Here is a 20,381-nt window from a genome sequence, read left to right on the forward strand (position 1 = left end):
AATGCTTACGCCCTATTTTGAGATTCTCAATATTGGGCTTATGCCTTGCGAAGCAGTGCTTCTCACCTACAATGCGATATTTAGTAGGTTTGGTAAAAATAGAAAATTAAAAGGTTAGTTGAACGATTTTACCGTAATTTGAGGGTATTGTGGGGACTATTTGCTACGATATTTTAACATTAAGGGTGTGGGTAACGGCTATTTTAACCCAACCCAACGAGATATTGAAGCTGTTGAATTTTTTGTGGATAATCCAATTCGGCAATGTCGATTAGCTCTTTTACTCGGCGCTACAAATAATCACTCATCTACCAATAATAAAATTCGTAATTCCTCAACCGACCCCACCACAACATTGGGATTTTCTTTTGCCAAAATATCGGCTTTTTCACAGCCATAACTCACCGCAATACTGTCCATTCCTATCGCATTTGCCATACGGATATCGTGAATGCTATCCCCTATCATCACGGCATCATCAAGGGATTTACCTGTTTCGGCTAAAATCTGCTCAAGCATCAGTGGATTGGGCTTGCCTGCGGTTTCGTCTGCGGTTTTGGTGACGCTAAAAAAGGCTTGAATACCAGAATTTGGCAATACCCTAGCCAGCCCTTGACGTTTTTTGCCTGTGGCAACGGCTAAGGTTTTGCCCTGTGCGTGCAAGTCCTCAATCAATGCTTTGATACCGTCAAATAGTTTGTCATTGTCGCAATGCTGGACGTAATAATCAGAATAACTGGCTAATAACGTCTCGTATTTGTCGCTATTATTAGGAAATAAAATAGGAAATGCTTCGACCAGTGCAATGCCAATGATGGATTTGGTGGCTTCGTCAGTGACGGTTAAGCCATTCTGCTCGGCTGAGTGTCGCATGGCATCGACAATTAAGCCGATTGAGTCCATCAGCGTGCCGTCCCAGTCAAAAATGATTAATGATTTGTTTTTAAAATTTTTCATCATTCAACCTTAATTAATGTTTGCATATCATCTGGCAATTCAACTTTAATCACGTCATATTCAGGAATTTCAAGCTGATAAGCGTGCAATGCCAAGCGTCTAACCCCAAACTTCTCATCACTTTTCACCCCTTTATTATACTTATCATCACCCAACAGCGGATGTCCAACACTCGCCAAATGCACACGAATTTGATGCGTACGTCCTGTCAATGGCTTGGCTTCAATCAAGCTCACCTTTTTGCTTTTACCCTCGCTATCAGTGATTTCAAACTTTTGCAATACCTTGACTTGAGTTTGGCTTGGTTTGGCATCTTCGGTATCTGACACTTTGACACGGCGTTCACCACTGGCTAAATTGTACTTTAGCAAAGGCTTATCAATGGTTTGCGAGGCTTTGGTTATCCAACCATCGACCAATGCAAGGTAGGTTTTTTGCAAGGTTTTTTCACGCAAATGTTCTTGTAACGCTTTGAGAGTCGAGCGTTTTTTGGCAATCATCAACAAGCCAGAGGTATCTTTATCAATGCGATGCACCAACTCAAGGTATTTTTTGCCAGTTGCCTCTCGCATCGCCTCAATCACGCCAAACGCCTCACCACTACCGCCATGTACCGCCATACCAGCAGGTTTGTTGAGGACGATTAAACCCTCATCTTCATACACGATTCGCTCTAGCAAGCCTTGGGCAAATTCTTGGCTGATGACAGGTCGTTCACGAGTGGCAAGTTTGATAGGGGCAATTCGCACGATGTCGTTGCGTTCGAGCTTGTCATGTGGTTTACAGCGTTTGCCGTTGACACGGATTTCATCACTGCGAATCATGTTGTAGACGTGTGAGCGTGGCAAGCCTTTGAGTCGAGCGAGTAGAAAATTATCAATACGTTGGTCATGCTGTTGGCGTGTGACGGTAAGGTAATTGACTTTAGAAAAGTCTAAAATATCCTCATCAGCGGATTGCGGTTGTTTGCTGATAGGCTTGTCGGATTTTTTGTCGGATTTTGGGCGAGTGGATTTGCTTGCTGAGGGCGACTTATTAAAAGACTTGTTGGGATTATACAGTGGACGATTGGGTTTTTGTGGTTGGTCTGTCATATTTTGATAGCCGTTTGCTGAAAAATTTGCTATAGTTTAGCAGTTTAGTGTCGCTGTCGCCATGTATAGTCAGTTAAATTAGAATTAAGACATATTTTGTAGGGGCGTATCGTATACGTCCAAAATGCCAACGTATGATTTCTGATTTCATTCGCTATATGCTAAATTCACCACGGTAAACGTGGCATTAGGATGGATTGACAGCCATTTGACGCTAGTAAAATTTTAAAAAAGACTGATTCACCCACATCAGCACAACGCATACCAGCAGTAAGACAGTAGTAAAAGACCATTGTTGTCAAATAGTAATGTAACCAGTCATTGCTTGTCAGTTAATCGTTGAATCATGGGGTAAAATTGCTAAATTCATCATCACATTGGCGTGTGCCTTACAACCACATAACCAAACTTTAATTTAGTAATCTGTGGTAAAATGTTACTTGTTTGACGTATCCCCTACCAAATTTGGGATAGTGAATTAAATTTGGCTATCACAGCCTATCAGCAAGACGTTTGTAAAACCTGTACCAACCCCCTTTGGTGACGCTTGTATCTGCGGTCACTGTTATAAATGAACAAACAGATAAGTCACGCCTCAGCGTATTTTGGCTGTATTACAACGGATTTTTTGGATTATATTTGGTGTGACTCGCCAATTATTTGGGCAAAAATTTTCGACCAATCCACCATTTTTCCCCAGTTGGGTCAAGGTAAGATTGGCAACTTCATAAAGATTTGGCGAATTAATCAATAAAAAATCTTTAATAACTATTTTAAACAAGTTAAATAATACGTTTTTGTCGCTTGTATGTTTTGTGTGTTAGGAGCTAACCCATGAAACGTATTCTTATCAACGCCACCCATGTCGAAGAAATCCGTGTCGCCTTGTGCAACGGCAATCATCTCTACGATTTTGACCTCGAAAATCGCACCCGTGAGCAGAAAAAAGCCAATATTTATAAAGGTCATGTGACCCGTGTCGAGCCTTCGCTTGAAGCGGTGTTTGTCGAGTATGGCTCACAGCGTCAAGGCTTTTTGCCGATTCGTGAAATTGCCAATGAGTATCTCTCTGGCGACCCTCGTTCGACCAATAATATCAAGCAACTCATTAAAGAAGGCGATGAGCTGATTGTGCAGGTCGAGAAGGAAGAGCGTGGTAATAAAGGGGCAGCGTTATCGACTTTTATTTCATTGGCAGGGCGTTATTTGGTGTTAATGCCAAACAACCCTCGTGGGGGCGGTATTTCTCGCCAAATCACAGGCAAAGTACGTGAGGAACTAAAGCAATCGTTGTCGGATTTGACCATGCCAAAAGGCATGAGCGTGATTATCCGTACTGCAGGGATTGGCAAAACCACCGAAGAGCTACAGCTTGACCTTGACCATTTGTTAAGCATTTGGCAAAACATTCAACAACAAAATCAAAACTACCCTTCACCTCGCCTTGTTCATCAAGAAGCTGGGGTAGTGACTCGTGCGGTGCGTGATTATCTGCGTGATGATATTAGCGAAATTTGGGTAGATAATGAAAACGCCTACAACGAAGCGTTTAATTTTATTGAAGCGGTGATGCCAACACAAGCCAAAAAATTGCGTAAATACACCGATTATGAACCTATGTTTAGCCGTTTTGGTATTGAAAAACAAATCGAAACGGCGTATCAGCGTGAAGTGCGGTTGCCAAGTGGCGGTTCGATTGTGATTGACCAAACCGAAGCCCTTGTTTCGATTGACATTAACTCATCCAAAGCCACCAAAGGGGCGGACGTATCCGAAACCGCCTTTAACACCAACCTTGAGGCTGCCGATGAAATCGCTCGCCAATTGCGTTTGCGTGATATGGGTGGTTTGATTGTCATTGACTTTATTGATATGGCAACTGACGACCACCAAAAACAAGTCGAAAATCGCCTAAAAGATGCCACCAAAAATGACCGTGCAAGAATCCAGTTTGCTGAGATTTCTCGCTTTGGTTTAATGGAAATGAGCCGTCAACGCCTGCGTCCATCCCTCGAAGAAGCCACAGGCTTTCTTTGCCCACGCTGTCATGGCACAGGTATGATTCGTGATTTGCGTTCACTAGCGTTGTCGATTATGCGTCAAGTGGAGCAAAAAGCCTTGCAAGAACGCCGAGGCGAAATCCAAGCCGATGTTCCTACTGATATCGCCGCCTTTTTACTCAATGAAAAACGTGAAAGCCTTGTCTACCTTGAGCAAGAAAGTGGCACACGTATCACCATCTTACCCCATGCCCACCTTGAATCACCTGATTTTCATATCACTTATAACCCAGACGGTTTTGCCCCTTCAAGCTACGAACGCATTGCCGAAAGCGAACAGCAAGAAAACCTTGACCGTGGCTATGACACCACCAACTGGCACACCGATGAGCAAGAACCTGCCCATATTCACCGTCCCAATGCCAGTGGCAACAATGCGTGGTCAAATGCCGATAACGCTACGTTAAATCAAAAAGGCAATAAATCCACTGATGCCAAAAACAATGCGAATCAACCAACCGTTCAGCCTGCCCTACAAGCACAGCCACAACCAACGCCAAGCCAAGCAACGCAAAGTCAAGCAACGCAAAATCCAGTAACTCAAGCCCAAGCCACTGTACAAACCCAACCTTCAGCCGTGGCATGGCTATCCAACCTATTTGCCCCAACCCAACAAGCCCAACTGGCTCATAGCGTCAGCAGTCAAGATGCCGCCGCCGCTATCGAAAGCATTGTCAATACAGGGGCAAAAAGTCTAGGCGTACAAGGTCAAATTAGCTATCCAACTGTCATTAACCCAAGCCAACAACCAGCCACCAATACCGCACCCAGCCAACCAACCAATGCCCAAGCGGTGGTAAAAGCAGAAAAATCGGACGCTCAAAAAGATGGCGACTACCGCCCTCGCAATAATCATCGTGACAATCGTGATGGACGTAGCGACAACCGTGACCACCGAGAAAATCGTGACAGCAAAGACAACCGTAAAGCCAAATACAAAAAACCCAATCGCTACGAAGAAAAATTAGACAGCGATAACACGGATAATAAATCCCAAAAAACAGGCGAAGACAACAAACAACAAAAAACTGACAGCTTACCAAAACGTGAGCCAAACAGTCGCCGTGAAGCTCGTGGTGAAAAACAACGCCGTGACACCCTAACCCCTAACAATGCCGTATCAACTGGTGAGGCTGTGTCAACTGGGGAAATGAGAGCAAACGCACCGACTGCTACCGAACACGTAGCCACGCAAGCCAAACCCACTGATGCTCAAAAACCTATGAAAGCTGGCAAAGACCATGCCAACGCTACCCATGAGCCAAATCAAGTCCATGTGCAAGTGCATAAAGGCTCAAAAATTGCCGATGACCAACTTGAGCATGACACCATCCATTTGAGCTTGGATAATAGCAAAGGGGAAATTGTCAAACACGTTCTCAGCGATGCCCCACCGCTACAAGTCCAGCCTGTTGCCACCGATGTGGCTAACATTGGCGTGGTTGCCGAAGTGGTCGCCATTGATGATGAAAAATTCCGTCAAGCCTTTGCCGAAGCCATGCAAGAAAAAACCGCAACAGCCAACTCAGCGGACAACGCAGAGAAGCCAAGCGTAGAAAAGCCAAGCGTAGAAAAGATAGAGATGCAAAAGCCGAACATGGATAAAGCGGAAGCCATCGTTCAAGCGGACATCGCCCCAACGCCGACAGCGACCCCAGTCCTGTTAGCCGTCACCCCAAGCCAAGGGCGTGCCAAAAATGACCCTCGTGAAGTGTATAAGGCATTTTCTGCCCAATTTAAACCCACCTCACCCATCAGCTCACCGTCAGTCACAAGCCCTACCCCAGTGACTGACATCGCACCGATTGCCCCAGTGAGCAAAATCACTGGCTCAGTCAAGGACTTTATCCTTGCTCAGTTGGCTGAAGGTGAGCGTGAACTGGCAGAATTTGGCGTGGTAGCGAGCTTTATCAAAGCCGTGGATAGCTTTCACACTGCCCACTCTGCACAGTCGGTAAGCCAAGCATCAAATGAAGCACAGCCTACCGCCACAGCACCAGCGACTGAGGTCAATGCTGACAAATCACAAGACGGCAATGGTTTTGGTACGGACTTTAGCCAGTTCTTTAGCAACTATGGCTATGCCGAGCTAAATCAACAAAGCATCGACACCTACCATGCCATGATTGCCCCTGTTGGCACATTCCAAGTCACGGCAGGCAAAACCAACGCCACCCCTGCCCCTGTGACCCAACGAGCCAAAAATGACCCTCGTGGGCAAATCGCCCCAATGCCAATGGTGGCTAAAACGACTGTGACTGAAACCGTTGAAGTGACTGGCACGCCTATCGACTCACAGACCAGCTCACAAAACAGCGTAGCGGTAGACACCCATGAAAACCCAACTGTCACTGACGTGGTCACCGCTGTCGCAAGCGATGCCAATCCCATGAGCCATGATACCTCAGCGGTATCCACGGCTAAGGTTGAGTTAGATAACGCCTTAACCACTGACACACTTGATGTTGAGCCAGTCACACAACAGCCAGCATCCGTGGATGCGGATAACGCTGACTCTGAAAAGGCAGACGACCCTGCCAATGACACCTCGACTGATGAGCAGAACAAAGGCAAAACCACACCTGCCAGCTATAAAAACATGATTGAAAGCGTGGCAGAACAATTGATTCCATCGGCAGGTTCGGTGTTAAACCTACCTACCCCTAAAGTGCCAAAAACTCGCACTCGCAAGCCAAAGGCAACTGAAAAAGCCCCTGCCAAACCCAAAACTCGTACTAGTAAAAAGGTCGATAATGTGGTCATTGTCAAAAAGCCTAAAGCAGAAGCCCCTGTAGAAGCGAATCCTGTTGAAACCAACATCGACACGCCAACGCAAGAATAAATTGTAATGGCATAACGTAGGGGCGTATTGCATACGCCCTTATCGCCATACAACATGACCAAACCATGATTTTTCCCATAAAAAAACCGTTCTGCGATAGAACGGTTTTTTTATGCCAATCAATTATTAGTGTGCTGATTTACCACGTGCTTTATTGATGCCTGTAACAATTGCCACCACAATCAAACCAGCGACTAATCCTACCAAGCCATTTAACACATTGGTGGTCAAACCATCGAACACACCAGTCATATCACCCAAATGCTCAATACCATGATGAATCGCCCCAATGCCATGAGCGATAATACCACCACCCACCAAAAACATCGCCAATGTCCCTGCAATCGACAAAAACTTCATCAGCTTAGGGGCAAATGCCAAAATCGCCTTACCCATTGACTGAGATGAAGCGGATGGTTTTTCCATTAAATGGTAGCCCAAGTCATCCAATTTAACAATCCCTGCGACCAGACCATACACTCCCACGGTCATAATCAATGAAATCAATGACAATACAAGGGCTTTGTCCAACAGCGTGGCTGTGACCGCCAGTGTTCCCAATGAAATCACGATAATTTCAGCGGATAAAATAAAATCGGTACGAATCGCCCCTTTAATTTTTTCTTTTTCGTGAGCGACCAAATCCACCGTTTCATCCGCATTGGCGTGGACACGCTCATTAAGCTCCGCATCATCGGCTTCGTGATGAGGCCAAAACTTATGAACAATTTTTTCCGCCCCCTCAAAGCACAGATACAAACCACCCAGCATCAGTAAGCCTGTCACGATGGTTTGTGAAATCGCACTGATAATAAGTGCTAAAGGTACTAAAATCACCTTATTGATAAATGAACCTTTTGCCACCGCCCATACCACAGGCAGTTCACGGTCAGCCTTGACCCCAGATACTTGGTTGGCATTGAGGGCTAAATCATCCCCCAACACCCCTGCGGTTTTTTTGGCGGCGACTTTGGTCATCACCGATACGTCATCTAAAATAACGCTGATATCGTCAATTAAGGTTAGTAAACTTGCTCCAGCCATGATTGTTGCCCATTTGATTAAAAGTGATTTTGTTAAAATGCAAGATTAGCGTTAGTTTACAAATCCTTGGCAAAAACACAAGTTTAGATTTGTATTATCAATTTTAAATACCCAACGCTTTTGCCATTTCCGCAGGCGGTAAATACCCACCCAACTGATGACCGTCTTCGCTAAAAATCGCAGGCGTGCCATTGACACCAAGGCTTAAACCTAATTCATGGATTTTACGGACTGGATTGGCACAACTTGGGGCATTGACTGGGATGCCCTGTTTGGCTTGGGTAAGGGCGGTATTGCGATCTTGGCTACACCACACGCTCTCCATAATTGGGAAAGTTTGCTCACTACGGGGCCACGGCAAATAGCGAACTTCGATGCCCAAACCATTGATTTGTTCAATTTCAGCATGCAATTTACGACAGTAGCCACAATCCACATCGGTAAAGGCATAGATGACTTTTTTGGTCGCACCTTTGGCAGGGAAAATAATCATGTCTTTTTTATCAATACTTGCCAACGCTGTTTTGGTATCTTTTGCCATCAAGTCAGCGGTAATATGCTCTGCTTTTGCCCCACCGACTTTGATAATATCCCCTTGTACAATGTATTGACCTGTGGGGTCAGTAAAAAACGCAGGCAATCCCTCAGCTTTGACCCAATACATATTTGGCATACTGGTCGGTGTGACTGATAAAATTTTGGCATTAATCCCTGATTTAGTAAGATTGGTCGCCAAAGTTTGTTGTAATTGGGCGTTGTTTTCGGCAGGTGGGGTAACACTCGCAGAGGCAGGGGCTTGTGATTGGGCTGGAGCTGGGGCAGAAGCCGTCACGGTAGAGGCTGGGCTAGATGCGGTTTGCGATGTTGATTTAGGCGTGTTATTGCTACAAGCCCCGATACTGCTCAAAGCCAATGTAGCCACTGCCAACCACATTGGATGTGGTTTTGGTGAAAATTTATTTAATTTTTTTAGCATGATTATGATATCCATCAATTAATAGAGGACTTACGTATCTAACCAAATCGTAGGTTGGGTAGAGCTTGCGATACCCAACAACTTGAATGGTTTAAGTAGCGTAAGTTAGCAAAGCATATCCACAATATATAGTCACAGAAACAGGGTATGGAAAGCACTTTAATGTGCCACAGTCTAGCATAAAACCGCCTTGTTGCTAAAAACTTTAGGATAAAGCATGGCAAAGGCTTTGGTAAAAGGTTGTAAAAATAAACATCTATTGATTTTTATCATAAAAAATTTATCAGCCATTTATTTTTGTTAAACCTTATCACTTCGAGTAGAATAGCTATTATCAAAAAATTTTATAAAAAGTAGCCAATATGACCGAAGAATTACTGATTAATATCAATCCCACGGAAAGTCGAGTTGCCGTCCTCGAAGATGGGGTGTTGAACGAAATTTTTATCGAACGCCATAACAAACTTGGCTCAGTGGGCAATATCTACATTGGCACAGTCGTGCGTGTGTTACCTGGTATGCAGGCCGCCTTTGTCGATATTGGGCAATCTCGCACCGCCTTTTTGCACGTCAATGATATGCAAAGCACTCGCCCAAAACCATCGCCTGTGGTCGCCACTACCGCTACAAAAAATGTCAGCGTAAATACGGCGGTCAATGACACTCTCACCAGTCTTGACCCAGACACCACCGCCTTAGCAACTGCGGTGGCTGAACCCATGACCGCCTCGCTCTCTGTCACCCAACCTGCGTCTGAACCATCGACCCCCACCCAAAACCCACCCACCACCACCATGCCAGCTCCCATGCCAGCCAGCCATGAGCTGATTGAAAACCGCTTGTATGAAGGGCAACGGATATTGGTACAGGTCATCAAAGACCAACTCGGCACAAAAGGCTCACGGCTAACCACGGATATTTCGTTGCCATCACGTTATTTGGTGTATTTGCCGTACAGCAGTAATATTGGCATTTCGCAACGCATTGATGGCGAAGAGCGTGAACGCCTCAAAACCGATTTGACCGAACTGAGCCACCAAGTCAATTTACAAGGTGGGCTAATCGCTCGCACTGCCGCCGAAAATATCCCTCGCCATAAACTAGAAGAAGATATCTACTATTTATTACAACTGTGGCGAATGGTACAAGCTCGCAAATCCCAAAGTGCCAATGGCAGACGCTTTGAGCTGATTTATCAAGATTTATCATTACCATTGCGTGCGATTCGAGATTTGATTGGCGAAAAAACCGAACGTGTCACCATCGACAATGCCATGATTTTTAATGATATTCGCCAATTTGCCAAAGAATTTGTACCGCTAATTTTCCCACGTATTCATTTATACGAAAACGAACAGCCATTATTTGATGTATATCGTGTCGAAGACGACCTCAAAGATGCCCTTAATCGCCGTGTAAACCTCAAATCTGGCGGTTATTTGATTATCGACCAAACCGAAGCCATGACCACCATTGATGTCAATACAGGCTCATTTGTCGGTGGGCGTTCGCTTGAGGACACCGTGTATAAAACCAACCTTGAAGCCACACACGCCATCGCACGCCAACTGCGATTACGCAATTTGGGCGGTATTATCATCCTTGATTTTATTGATATGCAGGAGCAACAACACCGTGATAAGGTGATGGCAAGCTTACAAGAGCAATTAAGCCGTGATTATGCCAAAACCAATATCAGCGAAGTGTCCAATCTTGGCTTGGTGGAAATGACTCGCAAACGCACACGTGAAAGCCTACAACAACAGCTTTGCGAGCCGTGTCCGACCTGTGGGGGTAAAGGGTTTGTTAAAAGTCGAGAAACCGTGTGTTTGGAGATTTTCCGAGAGTTGATGCGGTGTGCAAGGGCATACAATGCCCCCAAAAAATTCACCGTGATTGCCAATCAAATCATCATTGAAGTATTAATGATGGGCGAAGCAGATACCGTGGCAGAAATGGAGTATTTGCTAGGGCGACCGATTGAATTGGTGGCGGATAATCGCTATAACCAAGAACAATACGACATCTTATTGGATTGATAAGCAAAAGGAAAAAATTATCAATAAAAAATCCTGCATTTATTGGCAAATAGGACTTATCAAGATTGACATAGCATGGTATATTGCAAGACGGTTTATTTTAGTAATAATTTGATAAATATTTGAGTGATGATTATGTCGAAACGTCCTATTCAATTGGCAATTTTAGGCTTAGGTACAGTTGGCACTGGTGTGGTGCAACTGCTACAAAACAACCTAACTGAGATGACTCGCCGTACAGGGCGAGATATCAAAATTACCTACGTTGGTACACGCCGTGACCGTACCGACATTCCCCAAGATATCAAGCAATCTGCCGATTTGATGAGCATCGTACAAGCCGATGATGTGGATATTGTCGTTGAATTGATGGGTGGTAAAACCACTGCAAAAGAGGTGATTTTATCAGCGATTGAACATGGCAAACACGTGGTCACCGCCAATAAAGCCCTACTTGCCGAACATGGCAATGAAATTTTTGCCAAAGCCGAAGAAAAAGGCGTAAAAGTCGCCTATGAAGCCTCCGTAGCAGGGGGTATTCCGATTATCAAAATCTTGCGTGAAGCCCTCACCGCCAATAAAGTCGACTGGCTAGCGGGTATCATCAATGGTACAGGCAACTTTATTATGACCGAAATGCGTGATAAAGGGCGTGATTTTGCCGATGTCCTTGCCGAAGCCCAAGCCTTAGGCTATGCCGAAGCTGACCCAACCTTTGATGTTGAAGGCATTGATGCCGCCCATAAATTGACCTTACTTGCATCCATTGCGTTTGGTATTCCGCTTCAGTTTGATAAAGTGTATTGTGAAGGTATCACCAAAATCACCACCCAAGATGTGCAATATGCCGAAAATCTCGGCTACCGTATCAAGCATTTGGGCTTTGCTAAACGCCGTGTGTTGGACAATGGCGAGCAAGGTATTGAACTGCGTGTGCATCCAACGTTAATCCCAGAAGATGCCCTACTTGCCAATGTCAATGGGGTCAAAAATGCGGTGTTGGTCGATGCCGAACCTGTCGGTCAAACCCTATACTATGGGGCTGGAGCTGGGGCTGGGGCGACTGCCTCTGCGGTGATGGCAGATGTTATCGACATGGTGCGAGCCTTGGACAATGACAGCCAAAACCATGCCTACCCTGTACCACATTTGGCATTCCAACCCCAAGCCCTGCAAGCCACTCGTGTGCTGTCAAGTGATGAAATGATTTCTGGCTATTATTTACGCTTGCAAGTCAAAGACGATTTGGGCGTATTGGCAGAGGTCACTCGTATTTTGAGTGAATCACGCATTAGCATTGATGCGATTTTGCAACAACCTGCCCATGACAACACCTCAGATTTACCAGTGATTATCATGGTTGACCCTGTGGTCGAACGCAACATGAATGAAGCGATTGCCAAAATCGAAGCCTTAGACACAGTGACCGCCAAAGTCGTGCGTATTCGTATTGATGAATTGGACGAATTGGCTTAAATATATTTGAATCCCCCTAAATCCCCCTTTAAAAAAGGGGGACTTTCCCATCACATCAGATTTATTTATAGGGCAAGCCCCCTCTTTCGTAAAGAGGGGGTTGGGGGAGATTTAAAAATGCTAAAGAATACTTGCTATTTTTAGCTTAACTATATTTATGAATGAACACTAATTTTGCCGTCACATTTATGCAAAATTTACTGGTTATACTGCGGTTAACCCAAAAAAATTTGGGCTAATCACTAACATATTATAAGATTTATGATAGTATAAATGGCTTTTGGTTTTTAGGCTATCAAGTGCGTTAAATCAGAAATAATTCGTTAAAATTTTGGGCGTATACAATACGCCCCTACCAAATCTGCTTTATTTCTCATTTAAGCCACTATCTTTTCTTAATTTTTATTTAATCATTTATGCCCTTTATCCAACCCAACTACAAGGACAGGAACATGGAAAACTCAATCGTAATCGTAAACGGCGTGCGTACCCCAATGGGTGGCTTCCAAGGTGATTTTAATGATGTCACTAGCCCAGAACTTGGTGCGGTGGTTATCAAAGAAGCGGTCAGCCGTGCTGGTATCGCCCCAGAAGAAGTTGACGAAGTTATCATGGGTAGCATTTTGACCGCAGGTGTTGGTCAAAGCCCAGCTCGCCAAGCCATGCGTAAAGCAGGTATCCCAGATGCGACTGGTGCATTAAACATCAACAAACTTTGTGGTTCTGGTATGAAAGCCATCATGCTAGGTGCAAATGCTATCAAAGCAGGTGAGTTTGACATCGTGGTCGCAGGTGGTATGGAATCTATGACCAACTCACCTTACGTGCTACCAAAAGCTCGTGGTGGCTACCGTATGGGCGATGGCGAAATCAAAGACACCATGTTTACTGACGGCTTAAAAGATGCTGACACTGGCAAATTGATGGGTGTATTCGCTCAAGAAATGGCGACTGAGCGTGGTATCACTCGTGAAGCGATGGACGCATTTGCTATCGAATCACTAAACCGTGCTAATACTGCCATCAAAGAAGGTCATTTCAAAGACGAAATTACCCCAGTGACTGTCAAAACTCGCAAAGGCGATGTGGTCATTGACACCGATGAGCAACCTGGTAAAGCCAACATCGACAAAATCCCAACCCTAAAACCTGCGTTTGCCAAAGACGGTACAGTGACAGCTGCTAACTCAAGCTCAATCTCTGACGGTGCGGCCGCTGTGGTATTGATGACCGAAGCCAAAGCCAAAGAAAAAGGCTTACAACCATTGGCTCGTATCGTTGCTCAAGCGACCCATTCACAACATCCAAGCGAATTTACCATTGCTCCAATCGAATGTGTACGTAAAGTGCTAGACAAGGCGGGCTGGTCAAAAGATGACGTTGACCTATGGGAAATCAATGAAGCCTTTGCGATGGTAACGATGCTTGCGATGGAAGCCAATGACCTTGACCCTGCCAAAGTGAATATCGAAGGCGGTGCGTGTGCGTTGGGTCATCCAGTGGGTGCGTCTGGTGCAAGAATCGTGGTAACTTTGATTAATTCATTGAAACGTACTGGCGGTAAAAAAGGCGTTGCAAGCCTATGTATCGGTGGTGGTGAAGCCGTTGCGTTGGCGATTGAATTAATCTAATCGCTTGATTAGAAATAAAAAGACCCTTAATTTTTTAAGGGTCTTTTTTTAATACATTTTTAGCTGTTCAATTATATCAAAACGCTCTAAGTCCTCTGCTAACAGTATCAGTTTTTCTTTATCATCAGTTTGTATTTCTGACTGATAATAATTGGCTTCATCCGCTCGCCATTCTGATAATTGAGCTGGCGTAAATTTTGATTTTGCAACACTCGCACCAACAAAATAATAAAATCGTTCTTGTGTGTCACTATCCAAGTTTTTAATATAATCAAATGTTTCTGTCAACCCTGCTGAAATCAAATACAAACTATCAAATCCACAAAATGTATCAAAATTTGCATCTTTTGCTTGTAAAAACAACTCAACATATTGGGGGCGTTGATACGTTGCTAATAGATATGCCCCAATCTCTAACGCAGGAAATAACCCTTGATAGCTTTCATTCGTATGACGTTCTATCTCAGCCTTAAATAGCGTTACAATAATTGGCTCATCTGTCTGTAATTGTTGATATTGCAATGCCTTAAACAAACCATATCGGCTTGAAGCGTTCACATCATAGCTGTAATCTTCTTTCTCACCCATTTTATAAATAAAATCAGTCAGCAATTCTGCATTATTTCTTATTTGATTTAATATCTCAAGATATGGCTTTATCAATGTATAGTAAGTCATCAATTTTTACCCTAAAATTATCTGTAACGCAATTTTATAAAATAGATAACCAGCAATCCAATAATATTCCCCACCACGGTAATATAGAAGTTTTTCCGAAACTCTGGCTTTTGTGATTTATGTCGCAAAAAATAATGAGCAAACACCGCCCCTACCCAACCGCCTGCCAAAGCCAGCTTATGCAAAGTCGCTTCCGCCACACGCCAACTGCCATTTTGAGCCGAATTTTTATCATGGGCATATAGCAAAAATGTCGCCAAACCCACTGCCCCATACCAACCCAATAGCACCATCGGTAATACTTTTATCAGCACCAACACCGCCAATATCCCCATAAAACCTACCGCCACACCCACCCAAGTAAGCAATACTTGGTTACTGGCTTGGTACTGTTGTTGACGCACGGCTTGAGCATTTTTGCGAGCGACTTGTTGCTGTACGAACGCTGACTGTTGCACGTTTTTGGCACAAGGTTGGTTATTTTTACCCACGCCTATCTCAAAAACCACCGATTCACCGATGACAGGGCGAGTTTTGGCTCGATAATCACTGATATGAAAGAAAATATCGCCTTTATGCTCAGTTTGGATAAAACCAAAGCCTTTATCATCTTGCCAACGCACAATCGTACCTTGGGTTTTTTGATTTTGTTTGGTTTGGGTGGTCGATTGCACCATTGATTGCTTCCTAATGTTATTTTTTATCAATGTCAAAACCCTATTATAGCATTTACATAACTCACATTCTTTGCGTTACGACAAGAATAGGCAAAACTTCTGCGGTAATTTCACCACACACTGTTATCAAATTTACTTAACATAACGCCCCTTTACACCCTATAAACAAAACTTTATCAAACACCACTACTGTATCAAGGTCAATTCCCCTAAACTGGTTTCAAGTTAAGCAAACAATGAAATTTAAGTAAAAAATCATATTAGCTTAACAAGCTAATAATTAAACCATAATTCGTACAAGATATTGATTTAATTATTAATTATAATGCCAATATTTATATTGGACTCTAACTAAAGAAAATAATATATTTTATAATTATTACATTTAAAATTAATGTATAATTAAGAATATAACGATGAAAATGGAGAAATTCTCATGGCAAGTTTAATGCGTTTACGTGATATTCAAGACACTCATGCTGACCTTTTAGGTAAAGATTACTTTGACCCTACTGGCAAAACTGCCTTTGGTCTAAATAGCGATAAAGTTGGTAGCATCAAAGGGGCATTGGTTGATGACACCACAGGTCGTATCCGTTATTTTATCGTAGATGTGGGTGGGTGGTTTAGCTCAAAAGAAGTGTTAGTACCAGCAGGTCTTGCTCGTATTGACGGCGACAGCGTGTACTTTGACACCTTGAGCAAAGAAACAGTCGAAGGTATGGACGTGTATGACGAAAATTACAACTACAGCATCGAAGAACAAACCGTGCGTGACCGTGAAGTCTTTAACCGTGGTACAACCCCACTTCAACTAACCGACAAAGAATATACCGCACCAAACACCCTTGAGCTACTTGAAGAGCGTCTAAGTGTTAATAAAGACAAAATTGTAGCAGGTTTGTTAAGTGTTGGTAAACACGTTGTATCAGAAAACCGCACAGTAAACGTAGAATTGATGGAAGAACAAGCTCATATCGAGCGTACCCCAGTGAACCGTCCAACTGACCGTTCAATCGGTGATGACCGTGCCAACGCTACCATCAATGTTGAACTTGAAGCCGAACGTGCCAACGTAAGCAAACAAACTTATGTAACTGAAGAAGTAAACGTAGATAAAGTTGCTCAAACTCGCACTGAAACTTTCAACGAAACTGTACGCCGTGAAGAACTTGACGTACAAAAAGATGGCGTTGAACGTGTAACTGGTGCTGATGTAAAACGTAAATAAGCACTGATAAAGCTCTAATGGTTAACCATTAGTAACCCAAAAGGCAGATGGTTTTCATCTGCCTTTTTTTATGAAAACTTTTTAAACCCTCCCCCAACCCCTCCCTATGGGAGGGGCGTTTATAAATTTGAGGCACATCATGCAACAACCATCAAAGACAAATGAAACCAAACCCAATCCCGAACTTGTCAGCTTGCCAAACGTACTGACCCCAAACGGTGAATCGTTAGAACATCACACCTTAGAACTGCTTGCCGAACGTGCCAAAGTCGATATCGAAAAAATCATCACAGGTACGGTCAAACTTAGCAAACAGATTAAAACCGAAAACGTCAATATCCCTGTCACCCTAACTCAAGAAGTGCTAGTGATTGAACATACTGGTAATGATAATTTACCGACTGGTGATGACCGCATTCATGTTAATACCGCTGAGGCAGTGCCAGCCAGTATCATGTTAAATGGTGAAAAAGTGACCTTGGGTGATAAACCGCTTGAAGTCGTTATCAGTCAACAAGTGGCTCATGTCAATGTACAAACTGTCGTCACTGAACAAATCGCCTTGACCACTGAAGCAGTGCAACATGAACAGCAAATCCCTGTGACCTTACGCCATGAGGAATTGGTGGTGGAAGAAAATGGCGTGGAAGCGGTGAAAAAATAAATAAGAAAAATAGGATTTACAAAAACTATAAATTCACTTTTCTCAATAAAGACGCTAGACCCCTGCCTACGCAGGGGTGACGAGTAATTAGAAACTGTCGTCATTCCTGCGAATGCAGGAATCCAGTGTCTTGAACGTAGGACTTAAATAAATTTTAAGGCTTCACCATTTCTTTTAACAGTTGTAAAAAGCCTTGCACATAGGCAAGCGATTGGCTGTTTTGACGCAAGGCGACATACAACTGACAAAACACCCCCTCGCCCAACGCACGAGAAACCACCCAACCCTTTTTCTCATATTCACTAATCACCCAATTAGGCAATGCCCCCACTCCTCGCTCACTGGCGATAAGCTGAATCAACATGGCGGTAAGCTCAGTGGTGCGTATCTTGGCAGGACTGACATGGGCAGGCTCAAGAAAATGGGCAATCACATCAAGGCGACTGGCTTCGACAGGATAGGCAATCAGCGTTTGGGTCGCCAAATCTTGGGGTGTGATGGGGGATTTTTTTTGGGCAAGGGGATGACTTGGGGCAAGCACTAGACGACTTTCGTATTCAAACAACGGCAAATACACCAGCCCATCCATTGGCAAGGCACTTGCGGTAACAAGGATGTCAATTTCTTTATCCAACAACATCTGATGCGGTGCTGGCTCAAAGGCGGTGGCAAAGTCAAGCTCGACTTCTTGCCATTGCTTGCGATAACGATTGAGAATCGGCATCAACCAATCAAAACAACTGTGACATTCAGAAGCAAGGCGTAACTGCCCTATCTGCCCACTTGCCAAGCGTCTAATACTACCGATGCTCTGCTGAAATTGGGGCAAAATACTATCCGCCAATTTAAGCATTTCATCGCCTGCTAACGTGAAGCTAATCGGACGAGAGCGGCGGTTGACAAAGCTGACCCCATAATAGTTTTCGATTTCTTTGAGTTGGTGCGATACCGCAGAAGCCGTGACGTGAAGTTCTTCGGCAGCCCCTGCTAGTGAGCCTTGTTCTCGCAAGGCAGTCAACATTTGTAAATGGCGTATTTCTAACATAAGTATTTATTCAAAATTTAGGAAGGGTATTTTTGACATTGATGTTCAAATTCAGATACTTTAATATGGTGACATCAATTACTTAATTATTCAATCATTCAATGACTAAAGGAAAATAAAATGACTTCGATAAATAATCATATTCGCCAATTAGAACCAACTCGTGTTTGGCAATGGTTTGCTCAAATTTGTGATGTCCCTCATCCGACTTTTAGCGAACGCCCATTGGGTGAATTATTGGTCAATAAAGCCAACACCGAAGGCAAAGCCTATGGATTGACTGCAGAAATTGATGCAAAAGGCAATGTACGCATCCAAAAAGCAGGGACGCACGGTATGCAAGACCACGCCACCGTAGCATTACAAGCCCATTATGATATGGTCGCCCAAAAAGGGGCGACCTCGACCCACGACTTTATCAATGACCCCATCCAAACCGTTATCAAAGATGGCTGGGTTTGGGCAAATGACACCACCCTTGGGGCGGATAATGGCATTGGATTGGCGATGGGGCTTGCGGTGGCGTTTAGTGACGATATCGCTCACCCACCGCTCAGTTTGGTAATTACTGCCGAAGAAGAAACGGGCATGGGTGGGGTCATGGCATTAAGCCCAACATGGCTCGATGTGCCATATCTGATTAACCTTGATTCAGAAGACGAAGGGGCGATGTTTGTCGGCTGTGCAGGCGGTCGTGATGCCACATTTAGCCATGATTTTACCACCCAATCGCTCGACAGCGTTAACAATGCCAATTTATCACTCGTCCAAATCAACGTCAGTGGCTTGCACGGCGGACATTCAGGCATTGATATCCATAAAGGGTTTGCCAATGCCAATTTGGTGTTGGCTCGTGTGTTGGCAAATGCGTTTGAACAGTCAGCCTTTTATTTACAACAGTTTAAAGGCGGTCAGTTACGCAATGTCATCACTCGTGATGCCACCGCCGTGGTATTAGCGGATTTAGCCGTGATTACCCCATTCATCGAGCAACAACAAGCCATCATTGCTGAAGAATATCGCCATACCGAACCGAATTTTGCCATCACCATCGAGCCAGTGACATTAGAAAACCCCTCAATCCTCAGCCTAAATGACACCCAAAAAGTCTTGGATGTGATTCGCAGTGTGCCAAATGGGGTCTTTCGCATGAGCGATGATTTTGATGTGGTCGAAAGCTCTATCAGTACAGGGGTTATCACGCTTGAGGCAAATAAAGAAGCAGGCAAATTTGAGATGCAATGCTTGATGCGTTCATTGGCAGAAACACCAAAAGACGACATCAGCCAAGCCCTATCCGCCTTGGCACGTTTGGCAGGGATAAGTTTTCGGGCGAGCGATGATTACCCTGGATGGAAGCCTGCCTCAAGCTCCTATTTGCTCAATCAAACCAAACCAATTATGCAACAAGTTTTTGGCAAAGAGCCGACCGTGGAAGTCATTCATGCAGGGTTAGAATGTGGGATTTTAAGCGGACGTTCACCCAATAAAGCCTTGGATATGATTTCATTTGGACCGAATATCCGCTCGGCTCACTCACCCAAAGAACGAGTGGAAATCGACAGTGTGGCAAAAACATGGGAAGTTTTATTGCAATTGTTAAAGCAAATTCCTAAAGAGTAAAACTTAGAACTCGCAAAATGATTTTCTTCAATCTCCCCCAACCCCCTCTTTACGAAAGAGGGGGCTATACCCCCATAACTTAGACTAAAACTGTGGGCAAGTCCCCCTTTGAAAAAGGGGGATTTAGGGGGATTATAGGTAAAATGTTAATACTTCTTATCCCAAGTTTAGGTTATTGTAGGGGCTTATTGCATAAGCCCAATATGTGAAATCTTAAACAGGGCGTAAGCATTACGCCCCTACGACTTTAACTTTTGGATTTGGTATAAGACAAATCATAGCGTGGGTTAGGCGTAACCCACGGAACTGAAATGCACTATTCTGAAATTAAATGACGATAAATA

General features: G+C 44.0%; 14 protein-coding genes. 7 read left to right on the forward strand and 7 right to left on the reverse strand.

Annotated elements, in window-relative coordinates:
• Positions 1 to 300 precede the first annotated feature (300 nt).
• Positions 301 to 957 carry an HAD-IIIA family hydrolase gene (locus ACK1U4_RS09945; RefSeq protein ID WP_419401463.1) on the reverse strand — a complete coding sequence of 219 codons (657 nt, stop codon included), beginning with the start codon at positions 955 to 957 and terminating at the stop codon, positions 301 to 303.
• Positions 957 to 2,051, reverse strand: a complete 1,095-nt coding sequence (locus ACK1U4_RS09950) for an RluA family pseudouridine synthase (RefSeq protein ID WP_419401462.1) — start codon at positions 2,049 to 2,051, stop codon at positions 957 to 959. The genes ACK1U4_RS09945 and ACK1U4_RS09950 overlap by 1 nt, the downstream gene beginning before the upstream one ends.
• A gap of 834 nt (positions 2,052 to 2,885) precedes the next feature.
• Between ACK1U4_RS09950 and ACK1U4_RS09955 the strand changes: the two genes are divergently transcribed.
• On the forward strand, positions 2,886 to 6,953 hold the full coding sequence (locus tag ACK1U4_RS09955) for an Rne/Rng family ribonuclease (RefSeq protein ID WP_419401461.1): 4,068 nt from the start codon (positions 2,886 to 2,888) through the stop codon (positions 6,951 to 6,953).
• Positions 6,954 to 7,079: 126 nt separating this feature from the next.
• Here the strand turns inward: ACK1U4_RS09955 and ACK1U4_RS09960 are convergent, their stop codons facing one another.
• Both ACK1U4_RS09960 and ACK1U4_RS09965 read right to left on the reverse strand, forming a co-directional pair.
• Positions 7,080 to 7,997: a DUF808 domain-containing protein gene (locus ACK1U4_RS09960; protein ID WP_419401460.1), complete on the reverse strand. Its 918-nt coding sequence runs from the start codon at positions 7,995 to 7,997 to the stop codon at positions 7,080 to 7,082.
• A gap of 103 nt (positions 7,998 to 8,100) precedes the next feature.
• Positions 8,101 to 8,973 (reverse strand): thioredoxin fold domain-containing protein, encoded by an 873-nt coding sequence (locus ACK1U4_RS09965; RefSeq protein WP_419401459.1) that lies wholly within the window; start codon positions 8,971 to 8,973, stop codon positions 8,101 to 8,103.
• Positions 8,974 to 9,335: 362 nt separating this feature from the next.
• On the opposite strand from ACK1U4_RS09965, the gene ACK1U4_RS09970 reads away from it, so the two are divergent.
• From ACK1U4_RS09970 to ACK1U4_RS09980, 3 genes are all read left to right on the forward strand, one after another.
• Complete coding sequence (locus ACK1U4_RS09970; RefSeq protein WP_419401458.1) at positions 9,336 to 11,012, forward strand: Rne/Rng family ribonuclease; 1,677 nt, start codon at positions 9,336 to 9,338, stop codon at positions 11,010 to 11,012.
• A gap of 135 nt (positions 11,013 to 11,147) precedes the next feature.
• Entirely contained in the window at positions 11,148 to 12,488 is a 1,341-nt protein-coding gene (locus ACK1U4_RS09975) for a homoserine dehydrogenase (protein WP_419401457.1), read from the forward strand.
• Positions 12,489 to 12,940: 452 nt separating this feature from the next.
• A complete protein-coding gene (locus tag ACK1U4_RS09980; protein ID WP_419401456.1) occupies positions 12,941 to 14,119 on the forward strand; it encodes a thiolase family protein in 1,179 nt (392 codons plus the stop codon).
• A 48-nt stretch (positions 14,120 to 14,167) separates the two neighbouring features.
• Here the strand turns inward: ACK1U4_RS09980 and ACK1U4_RS09985 are convergent, their stop codons facing one another.
• Positions 14,168 to 14,797 carry a hypothetical protein gene (locus ACK1U4_RS09985; RefSeq protein ID WP_419401455.1) on the reverse strand — a complete coding sequence of 210 codons (630 nt, stop codon included), beginning with the start codon at positions 14,795 to 14,797 and terminating at the stop codon, positions 14,168 to 14,170.
• 17 nt (positions 14,798 to 14,814) lie between these two features.
• Positions 14,815 to 15,474 (reverse strand): DUF1294 domain-containing protein, encoded by a 660-nt coding sequence (locus tag ACK1U4_RS09990; RefSeq protein WP_419401454.1) that lies wholly within the window; start codon positions 15,472 to 15,474, stop codon positions 14,815 to 14,817.
• 436 nt (positions 15,475 to 15,910) lie between these two features.
• Between ACK1U4_RS09990 and ACK1U4_RS09995 the strand changes: the two genes are divergently transcribed.
• Both ACK1U4_RS09995 and ACK1U4_RS10000 read left to right on the forward strand, forming a co-directional pair.
• On the forward strand, positions 15,911 to 16,705 hold the full coding sequence (locus ACK1U4_RS09995; protein WP_419401453.1) for a DUF2382 domain-containing protein: 795 nt from the start codon (positions 15,911 to 15,913) through the stop codon (positions 16,703 to 16,705).
• 139 nt (positions 16,706 to 16,844) lie between these two features.
• A complete protein-coding gene (locus ACK1U4_RS10000) occupies positions 16,845 to 17,369 on the forward strand; it encodes a YsnF/AvaK domain-containing protein (RefSeq protein WP_419401452.1) in 525 nt (174 codons plus the stop codon).
• Positions 17,370 to 17,523: 154 nt separating this feature from the next.
• Here the strand turns inward: ACK1U4_RS10000 and ACK1U4_RS10005 are convergent, their stop codons facing one another.
• Positions 17,524 to 18,414, reverse strand: coding sequence for a LysR family transcriptional regulator (locus ACK1U4_RS10005; protein WP_419401451.1), 891 nt, complete (start codon positions 18,412 to 18,414; stop codon positions 17,524 to 17,526).
• Positions 18,415 to 18,534: 120 nt separating this feature from the next.
• Between ACK1U4_RS10005 and pepD the strand changes: the two genes are divergently transcribed.
• On the forward strand, positions 18,535 to 20,037 hold the full coding sequence (gene pepD, locus ACK1U4_RS10010) for a beta-Ala-His dipeptidase (RefSeq protein ID WP_419401450.1): 1,503 nt from the start codon (positions 18,535 to 18,537) through the stop codon (positions 20,035 to 20,037).
• The last annotated feature ends 344 nt before the right edge of the window (positions 20,038 to 20,381 follow it).

Origin of the sequence: Moraxella sp. TY6, from assembly GCF_048551375.1 — a bacterium.
Lineage (GTDB): Bacteria > Pseudomonadota > Gammaproteobacteria > Pseudomonadales > Moraxellaceae > Faucicola.